Here is a 9,548-nt window from a genome sequence, read left to right on the forward strand (position 1 = left end):
AGCGGGGCTTCCAGGACTACGTCCCGCTAGCGCGAACGGCGGATTAGCTAAAACTCCCGCCCTCGCCCAAAGGCCAGAACTTCATCCACCCCCAAGCGAGGCTTGCGCGGCAAGTTGCCGGGCGCAGGGTAGCCCACCGCCAGCAGCATCACCGGCACGTAGCGATCGGCAATCCCAAACTCTCGCTTGACCCCTTCAGGGTCAAAGCCGATCATCGGCCCGCTCACCAAACCCTTCGCCTGCGCCGCGATCATCAGTGCCATGGCCGCCAGCGCCCCGGAGCGAATCGCCTCGTCCCGCGCCAAGGTGGGGTTGTTGGCGTAGGTGGCTTGGGCCATGCTTACCCAACTTTCCGCCCGCTCAGGAGGGAGGATCCCGGCGGCAACGGCCCTTTGGGCGATCTCAGGCAGCTTCTCATAGCCCTTCAGATCCCCCAAGATGATAAACACCACCGCCGCATCCGCCACCTTCTGCTGGTTGTAGGCCAGGGCCTTGAGGCGCTCTTTATCTGCAGGATCGGCGACGGCAACAAACCGCCAATGCTGGATGTTGAAGGAAGAGGGGGCTTCCGTAGCATAGGCAACCAGCTCTTGGATCTCCATCTCCGATAAAGAGCGGCTGGGATCGAACTTGTCGGCGGAGATGCGCGCTTTTAGGGCGGCTAGGGCGTCCATCGCAATCCTCGAAGCTCAAAGGTCGAAAGCAAGAAGGCTGCTGACCCCACGACTGGAGGCAGAGTTGGTGAGCAGCCGTACATTCTGGGTTCAAACGGTCTGCCCTCTCTAGGTTATCTCCTTTTTAGCCGGTCTGAAGCAACCGGTGAGCCGGGCCTTGGCAAGCAGCCCCCTCGGCCAAACGGGATCCCTGGCCCAAAGGCAGCTATGATAAGGGGATAATCAAGGCTCTAGCCCGCAGCATTGGATTTTGCGGGGTCACAGACCGGCGATGGCGAGCGGTGTGGTTGATGGGGAGAGGCAACCTGTGAATTTCGGTCGCGTGCTGACGGCAATGGTGACTCCCTTTACACCTGAGGGGGAGCTTAACTACGAAGAAGCCGCTCGTTTGGCCGATTACTTGGTAACCCATGGCAGCGATGGTCTCGTGGTCTGTGGCACCACCGGCGAGTCTCCCACCCTAACCTGGCAAGAGGAGTACGAACTGTTCCGCGTGGTGCGAGATGCGGTGGCCGGTCGGGCTAAAGTTATCGCCGGGACGGGATCCAACTCCACCCGCGAAGCCATTGAAGCCACCAAAAAAGCTGCCCAATTGGGCTTGGATGGCTCTTTACAGGTGGTGCCCTACTACAACAAACCCACCCAAGCTGGCCTCTATCAGCACTTTAAGGCGATCGCCCAAGCCAGCGACCTGCCCATCATGCTCTACAACATTCCTGGTCGGACGGGGGTGAGCCTGCAGCCGGAAACTGTGGCGAAATTGGCGGAGTTGGAAACGATTGTCGCCATCAAGGAAGCTAGTGGTATAATGGACGCAGTCTCGGAAATTCGGCGGCTCACTCCCTCACATTTCGGCATCTACTCAGGAGATGACTCTCTGACATTGCCGATCCTATCTTTGGGAGGCAGCGGTGTGGTCAGTGTAGCTAGCCACTTAGTTGGGCCGCAACTGCAGGAATTGATTCAAAGCTACAGCAGGGGACAACACGACCAAGCCTTGACTTATCATTTGCGTCTGTTTCCGCTGTTTAAGGCTTTGTTTATTGAGACCAACCCTGTTCCGATCAAAGCAGCGCTAGAGATGCAGGGTTGGCTAGTGGGGCAGGTGCGCCCTCCGCTGGTGCCTCTCCAGGGCGGTTCTTTACAGGTTTTACGGCAAGTGCTGCAAGAAATGGGCCTCCTGGCTGAAGCGCAGGGATCCGAACGAAGGACGGCGAAGGCTTCATGATTCGATTATTTTCTTAGGTTTTACCTTTACCATGACGAGAGTTTTTTAAGGGTTAGGGGGTCTTCTGTGGCGTTTGAGCTGTGATTAAGACAGTTTTCCTTCTAATTTTTGCTTTTTCCCAACTGGGAAAGAGGTAAATTGCAACAGCGGAATCCGCCTTTTACCTATGACCTTGCGGGTAAGTTTGCTGGGATTTGTCTATACCAGTTTTCGTCTGTTGTTTGACTGTCACTGTTGAGGATCTAAAGCTAGTATGCCAACACCACGTACTTCGATCGCTTCCCGTCCTGCGGCTTCGGCAGCTAAGCCCACTTCCTCTCTGCAGATGATCCCGCTAGGAGGCGAGCGGGAGATCGGCAAAAACACCTGGGCCTTCCGCTACGAGGATGACATCATCCTGCTGGATGCCGGTTTGGCTTTTCCCGATGAGAGCATGCACGGCATCAACATCGTGCTGCCGGACATGACCTACATCAAGCAAAACCGGGACAAGGTGCGGGGGATGGTAGTTACCCACGGCCACGAAGATCACATTGGCGGGATCCCGTATCACCTACGAGAATTCGACATTCCGGTTATCTATGGCCCGCGTTTGGCGCTGGCGCTGCTGGAGGACAAGCTGCGCGAGGTGGGGCTGTTGAACCGCACAGAATTGCGCCCGGTCGGGCCGCGAGATATCGTGCCCCTGAGCAAGAACTTTTTTGCCGAATTCATCCGCAATACCCACTCTTTTCCCGACAGCTTCACGGTGGCTCTGCACACGCCGGTGGGTGTTGTCATCCAGACGGGCGACTTCAAGATCGACCACACACCGGTGGATGGGGAGCGCTTCGACCTGCAGCGGCTGGCCGAGCACGGGGAAAAGGGGGTGCTGTGTCTGATTAGCGACTCCACCAACGCCGAGGTGCCCGGGTTTACTCCTTCCGAAGCCTCGGTAGTGCCAGGCCTTACCAAGGCGATTGCGGGAGCCAAGGGACGGGTGATCATCACTACCTTCGCTTCTTCGGTACATCGCCTCAACTTGGTGTTGCAGATTGCTGAGCAGCAGGGCCGGGTGGTGTCTTTGCTGGGGCGCTCGATGTTGAACGTGGTGGCTCACGCGCGGCGCCTGGGCTACATCCGCTGCAAGGACGAGACGCTGCAGCCGATGCATGTCATCAACAGCCTGCCGGACGACAAAGTGATCATCCTCACCACGGGATCCCAAGGCGAGCCGCTGGCTGCTCTGACCCGCATTGCCAACGGCGAGCATCCGCAGTTGCAGATCAAGCCAGGAGACACGGTGATTTGGTCGGCCAACCCCATTCCCGGCAACACGCTCGCAGTAACGCGGGTCATCGACAAGCTGATGGAGCTGGGAGCCGATGTCATCTACGGCAAGGACAAGGGGCTACACGTCTCCGGCCACGGCTGTCAGGAAGACCAAAAGCTGATGATCGCCCTCACGCGCCCCAAGTTCTTTGTTCCTACCCACGGGGAGTACCGCATGCTCGTCAAGCACGCCGAAACGGCGATGAGCATGGGGATCCCGCGGGAAAACATCGTGATCATCGGCAACGGCGATGTGGTGGAGGTGAACCAGGAGCGCATTGCCATTGTAGACAAAGTGCCTTCTGGCCTGCAGATGATCGCCGCTTCCCACGATGGGGTGGTGATGGACGAGATGCTGCAAGAGCGCCAGCAGATGGCCAAAGATGGCATGCTGACGGTGGTGATCAGCTTGGATGGCAGGGGCCAGTTGCTCTGCACGCCGCAGGTGCAAAGCTTGGGCCTAGCAGGCGAGGGCACCTCTCTCAAGGGATCCGACCTGAAACCCCTGCTGGAGGACACCCTCAAGCAAGCTTGGCCGCGCTTTGCCCGCTCGCTGGAGCGGGGCAGGCTGGATATTGACTGGGCCGGCCTCAAGGCAGAAGTGGAGCGGGTGGTGCGCCGCTTTGTGCGGGAACAGTTGCCCGGCAAGCCGACGGTGCTGGTTTTTGTGCAATCGCCTGAGGAGGAGTCTGTACCTGTAACTGCTCTGCCCACAGGGGAGACGAAGACAGAACAGGAACGGATAGCCCTGGGGCGGCGGCGGCGCTCCTCGGCGGCGGTGGCGGCTTCGTAAGACCGGGTGGCTGGCGCTCAGGTCTCCTCCTTCTTCCCTGGGCCGGGGGGGTTGAGCTCTGCTGCCGGAAAGCTGCTGGAAGAGAGCTCTGCCTTGCCAAGGGCGGCCAACGCTTCGGGAGAAAGGGATCCCACGTCGCTAAAGGGCGGGCAGCGGTTTTGGGGCGGAACGGGCTGCTGCAGGGCTCTCAGGAAGGCCTCGGCCAGGTCGGCGTAGCCCCGGTCGTTGGGGTGGAAGCCGTCGGCCAGCAGGCCGGGAAAGAAGGATTCGCGGCGGTAGGAGCGGGGATCGCAGAGCAAGTCCACCACCGGGATCCCTTGCTGGCTCAAGGGGTTGATGGCCCGTTGGCTGAGGCCGACGGAGACCAGAGCCAGCAGTCGGCGCAGGCTGCTGGGCTGCTGCTGGCCCAAGGGGATCAGGGCAAAGTTGGGCAGGTTGGCCACTGCCAGGCGGGCTTGGGGGGCGCGGGCGTGCACCGCCTGCAGCAGGGTTTGGTAGTCGGCGGCAAATTGTTGGATCTGGCGCTCGACAAAGGGCAAGGGATCCTCCCCCTGCAGGGCCCGTTGGGCGGCGGCAAAAACAATGGCGTTGGTGTCGTTGCCGCCCACCCAGATGGTGATTAGGTCAGCATTGGGAGGGATGCGCGGCACTTGATCCTGGAGCAGGTTGGCCGGGATCCCTTCCCGCAGGGCTTGCATGGCCGGGCTGAGCACCGCTCCCGAGCGGCCCAAGTTGATGAGCTCCACCGGGCCGGGCAGCAGGCGGGCCAGGCGAGGGATATACCCCGTTCCATTGGGGCAGTCCAGGGGTTCTGAGCGCTGCGGACGGGTGCCGGCCGCGTTGGCCGGGCCATCGCAGGAGATGGAGGCGTTGAAGCCGACGGCATCGCTGGCTCCCAGGGCAACGTAGCGGGTGAGGGCGGGTGGGCCGGGCACAGCAGGCAGAGGGGATTTCGAAGCGGCAGAACAGGCGGCTAGCCCTGATCCGAGCAGCAAAATTAGGATTGAGAGGAGGAGCAGCCCAGCCGTCTGAGGGTCTGGAGGTCGGTTTTTTCGGTATCTGGACGCTTGCATCTGTCGGCAAAGAAAGCAGGTGCAAGGGGGTAGCTTTGGAAAGACTGGGCAGGGGTCGGGCGGGGCGGGAAGCCCCCCAGACAGGCTAACCAAAGATCGGCCAATCGGCGAGTATGGTGGGAGTATGGCGCTGCGCTTTTGCAAGTCCCGCACCTACCACGATCCCCTGCACGGCGCCATCAGCCTGGATGGCGGGGATCCGGTTGAGGCGCTGCTGATTCGCCTCATCGACACACCGGCCTTCCAACGCCTGCGCCGCATCCGCCAGTTGGACACCGCTTTTTTGACCTTCCACGGGGCCGAGGGATCCCGCTTTACCCACTCGGTGGGGGTGCTGCAGGTTACGCGGCGGCTGCTCGACAAGTTGGCCCGCCGCTACCCGGAGCTGCGCCCCTACCGCGCCGTTACCCTGGTTGCCGCCCTGCTGCACGACATTGGGCACCCTCCTTTTAGCCATGCAGGGGAGGAGATTTTTGGCTGCCGCCATGAGGTCTGGACGGCCCGCATTGTACGCGAGGATCCCCAGGTGGCGACTCTTCTGGCGGAGTTCGACCCGCAACTGCCCGCTCAACTGGAGCAGGTGTGGCAGAAACGCTTCCCCCTGCCGCTGGTGGGGCAGCTCATTGCCAGCCAACTGGACTGCGACCGTTTTGATTACCTCATGCGCGACAGCCTGCTCACCGGCGCCCAATACGGCCACCTGGATCTGGATCGCATCCTCACGGTGTTGGACTACGACCCGGAGACGGGATCCCTCTCCATTCCCGCCCGCAAAGGCCTGGGGGCCATCGAGCACTACCTGGTGGTGCGCTATTTCATGTACACCCAGGTGTACCAGCACCCCAAGAGCCTCTGTGCCCGTTTTATCTTGGAGCGGCTATTCAGGCGGGCAGAGGCGCTCCTGCAAAGGGGGGAGATTGAGCTGGATCCCATCCTCAGCGCTTGGTGCTGGGCCTCGCTGGCGGCTCAAAAAGGGGATCCCTTCGAGTTGCCGCTCCCCCTCTACTTGGCTGCCGACGATATCATCTTCAGCTACCCCATGCGCCTCTGGGCCATGTCGGGGAAGGATCCCATCTTGGCGGATCTGTCGCGGCGCTACTTGGAGCGGGATTTGTTCAAGGCCCGCAACATTACCCAGTTGTCTGAGGAACAACGCCAAACCCTGGTGGCCGCCGTGCAGGCCAAAATGCTGCGGGATGGGCTGGATCCTGAAAGCTATTTGGGCATCCGCTCTGCCCATGTCCAGGGCTATAGCTTTTATGACCAAGGGATCCAGCTCAAAACCGAGCGTGGCTATGAAGAAATTGCCCATCTTTCCCCTTTTGTGCGTGCCTTGGTGGAAACCCAGCGCCAGGTCTGGCTAATCTTTCCCCGGCCCTATGGCGATATCGTAGAAGGGGTTTTGTCTGCCTAGAAAATCATTGGGCCATCCCAGAGCTAGAGCATTAGAGGTGGGAATCTGTTCCTGAGCACATCTAAACAACGAGGGAAGCAGGAGTGGGGATCCGAGAAATCCTAACGGGGGTATTGTCCTTAACAGCTTTGGCGATTGCCCTAGTGGCTCTGCAACTGAGGCGAGCGTTGCGGGCTTCCCCCTGGCTGAGGGATCCCCCGGCGGAACAGGCAGGGGAAATCGCGGCCGGGATGGAGCGGCTGGCGGTGATCGTGCCCGCCTACAACGAGGCCGAGAACGTGGTGGGCTGCCTGAGCAGCATTCTGGACAGCACCTCTGCCCCTTTACAGGTGTGGTTGGTGGACGATGAATCCACGGATGCCACTTGGGAGCTGGCCCAAGCCCTGGCTGCCGAACGGCAAGATCCGCGCCTACACCTGCTCAAGGGGGATCCCCGTCCCAAAGGCCAAAGGTGGGTGGGCAAAAACTGGGCCTGTGCCCAAGCCGTCGCCCGCGTAGAAGCCGACTACTTGCTGTTTCTGGATTGCGACGTGCGGCTGGGATCCGGTGCCATTGAAGCGGCCTTAGGACATTTGCTGGCAAGCGGCAGCGGCTTGGTGAGTGTAGGGCCGCAATTGGTGTGCGGTTGCCTAGCGGAGTGGCTGGTGCAACCCATCATGATGACCATCCTGGCGGTGGGTTACAACTTTGCCGCCGTGAACGATCCCGACAACCCCAAAGCCTTTGCCTTTGGTCCCTTCCTGCTGTTTCGCCGCTCCGCCTACGAGCAAGTGGGCGGGCATGCCGGAGTGGCCGATGTGGTGATCGAGGATGTGGCCCTGGGGCAACGGATCAAAGCCCAGGGGTTGGGCCTGCAAATTTGCCTGGGGGGGCCGCGGGTGCGCAGCCGCATGTATGCCAACGGGGCTGCCCTTTGGGAAGGGTGGACCAAAAACTGGTTCCTGGGCCTGGAGCGCAACTGGGCCTTGGCGGTGTTGGCAATGGGTACGGTCTTGGGGATCTGCAGCTTGCCCTGGTTGGGGGTGATCCTGGCTGGGGCTACGGGATCCCTGGAGGTGCTGTTGGCCAGCTTGGCAGGGATCCTGGCCCAATTGGCCATCCGGCTTCTGCTCCGGCATTGGGCGCATCTGCCCCTCTGCTACTGGTGGCTAACGGCAGTGGGGGGTTGGGCGACAGCGGCCATCATCTTGGCTTCGGCCATCCGCACCACCACCGGCCGCAACTGGACCTGGCGGGGCCGTTCTCTCGCCGTCCAGAGTGTGCCAACACCCTAGAAACGGGGCAAGAACATGGTCTAATGGGGGATGTTCGGGAGACAGGCAAGCTGGGTTTAGAAACGGTGGAATAACACACTATGCAGGCTCTGGTCATCGGATCGGGGGGACGAGAACACGCCCTGGCCTGGAAGCTGTTGCAGTCTCCCCAGGTTACTCGGATCTACTGTGCCCCCGGCAACGGCGGCATGCAGCAGCTGCCCCGCTGTCAATCCGTGGCTTTGGCGGCTACCGACATTGAAGGCCTGGTGCGGTTTGCTACCGTACAAGGGATCCGCCTGACGGTGGTAGGGCCAGAGCTGCCCTTGGTGCAGGGGATCGTGGACGCCTTCCAGGCAGCAGGGTTGCCCATTTTCGGGCCTAGCCGCGCCGCTGCCCAACTGGAAGGAAGCAAACTCTGGGCTAAGCAATTGATGCAAGAGGCGGGGATCCCGACTGCTCGCGCTACCGGCTTTGCTGAGCTATCTGCCGCTGTGGCCTATCTCGACTCCCAGAGTTTCCCAGTGGTCATCAAAAAAGACGGACTGGCTGCCGGCAAGGGGGTAACCGTTGCCCAAAACCGGGAAGAAGCCGTGCAAGCCCTGGAAGCAGCCCTGGCCAAGCCGGGCGATCAGGTGCTGATCGAGGAGTTTATCCCCGGCCAGGAGGTGTCGGTTTTGGCTCTAACCGATGGCCAGATCTGTGTGCCGCTGCCACCTGCCCAGGACTACAAGCGCCTTGGCGAGGGCGATACTGGCCCCAACACCGGCGGCATGGGAGCTCATGCCCCTGCGGATCACCTGGTCACTCCAGAAGGGTTGGCCCGCATCCAAACCCAGATCCTGGATCCCACCCTGGAGGCTTTGCAACGGCGGGGCATCCGCTACCAGGGGGTGATCTATGCCGGTTTGATGATCACGCCCAGTGGGGATCCCTACGTGTTGGAGTACAACTGCCGCTTTGGGGATCCCGAAGCTCAGGTCATCCTGCCCTTGCTGGAAAACCCTTTGGACGAGGTGCTGCTGGCCTGTATAGAAGGACGGCTGGCCCAAATCCAGCTCAAATGGAAACCCGGCTATGCCGCCTGCGTGGTGATGGCAGCCCCAGGCTATCCCGATGCCTACGAGCGAGGGATCCCCATCTCCGGCTTGGATGCAGCTGCCACCACGGGGGCGTTGGTGTTTCATGCGGGTACCCGCCAGGCAGGCAAGCAGCTCCTGAGCGATGGCGGGCGCGTTCTCTGTCTTACCGGCCAAGGGGCAACCCTACCCGAGGCCCTGCGCCAAGCCTACGCAGCTGTGGAGCAAGTGCAGTTTCCCAAGGCCTACTACCGTTCTGACATCGGCAGCCACGCCCTGGGGCCTGCCGTCCGCCGAGGAGTGATCCCTACCCCATAAAGCCATCCCTTGCCCTCTCAGCTGCAGCCGGATGGAAGAAGCCCCAGAGGGGTCGCTCCTCCAGGGCCCATAAAGCAGCTTTGAAAAAAGCTTTGATGCTTAGACGATAGCGCTTTCGGTAACCAGACGGCAACAGTGATATCAAAAGCTCAACTTTACTTTAGATTCCTTAACAATAGCCCTCTGCTTTGACTAGGCACGGATATTGCTGAGCTGAGTCTCTCCCCTCTCGAGGGGGATCCCCCATTAGCCCACTTGAACTGTTGCGGACCCGGATCCCCTAGAGCAGGCATTTCCTCTCCCAGGGTGGAAGAGGGGTTGGGGGTGGTCGTCTGGGGCAGCGCATGGCAGAGGAGCATGACTCTAGTCAATAATAAGCTCAACTATACTGAAAATAATGTATAA

The 9,548-nt window shown here is 60.7% G+C and carries 7 protein-coding genes; 5 read left to right on the forward strand and 2 right to left on the reverse strand.

Annotated elements, in window-relative coordinates; all coding sequences use genetic code 11:
• Positions 1-47: 47 nt before the first annotated feature.
• Positions 48-674: a nitroreductase family protein gene (locus NW848_RS07815; protein ID WP_099812400.1), complete on the reverse strand. Its 627-nt coding sequence runs from the start codon at positions 672-674 to the stop codon at positions 48-50.
• A gap of 271 nt (positions 675-945) precedes the next feature.
• On the opposite strand from NW848_RS07815, the gene dapA reads away from it, so the two are divergent.
• Together dapA and NW848_RS07825 are read left to right on the forward strand one after the other, a co-directional pair.
• On the forward strand, positions 946-1,902 hold the full coding sequence (dapA, locus tag NW848_RS07820; protein WP_049749712.1) for a 4-hydroxy-tetrahydrodipicolinate synthase: 957 nt from the start codon (positions 946-948) through the stop codon (positions 1,900-1,902).
• 253 nt (positions 1,903-2,155) lie between these two features.
• Positions 2,156-4,006: a ribonuclease J gene (locus NW848_RS07825; protein ID WP_099835632.1), complete on the forward strand. Its 1,851-nt coding sequence runs from the start codon at positions 2,156-2,158 to the stop codon at positions 4,004-4,006.
• A 17-nt stretch (positions 4,007-4,023) separates the two neighbouring features.
• Here the strand turns inward: NW848_RS07825 and NW848_RS07830 are convergent, their stop codons facing one another.
• On the reverse strand, positions 4,024-5,001 hold the full coding sequence (locus NW848_RS07830; RefSeq protein WP_414508414.1) for an SGNH/GDSL hydrolase family protein: 978 nt from the start codon (positions 4,999-5,001) through the stop codon (positions 4,024-4,026).
• 202 nt (positions 5,002-5,203) lie between these two features.
• Between NW848_RS07830 and NW848_RS07835 the strand changes: the two genes are divergently transcribed.
• From NW848_RS07835 to purD, 3 genes are all read left to right on the forward strand, one after another.
• Positions 5,204-6,493 (forward strand): HD domain-containing protein, encoded by a 1,290-nt coding sequence (locus NW848_RS07835; protein ID WP_414508413.1) that lies wholly within the window; start codon positions 5,204-5,206, stop codon positions 6,491-6,493.
• Positions 6,494-6,606: 113 nt separating this feature from the next.
• Complete coding sequence (locus tag NW848_RS07840; RefSeq protein ID WP_414508412.1) at positions 6,607-7,767, forward strand: glycosyltransferase; 1,161 nt, start codon at positions 6,607-6,609, stop codon at positions 7,765-7,767.
• An 80-nt stretch (positions 7,768-7,847) separates the two neighbouring features.
• On the forward strand, positions 7,848-9,143 hold the full coding sequence (purD, locus tag NW848_RS07845) for a phosphoribosylamine--glycine ligase (RefSeq protein ID WP_414508411.1): 1,296 nt from the start codon (positions 7,848-7,850) through the stop codon (positions 9,141-9,143).
• Positions 9,144-9,548: the final 405 nt, after the last annotated feature.

It is taken from the genome of Synechococcus sp. RC10A2 (genome assembly GCF_047502605.1).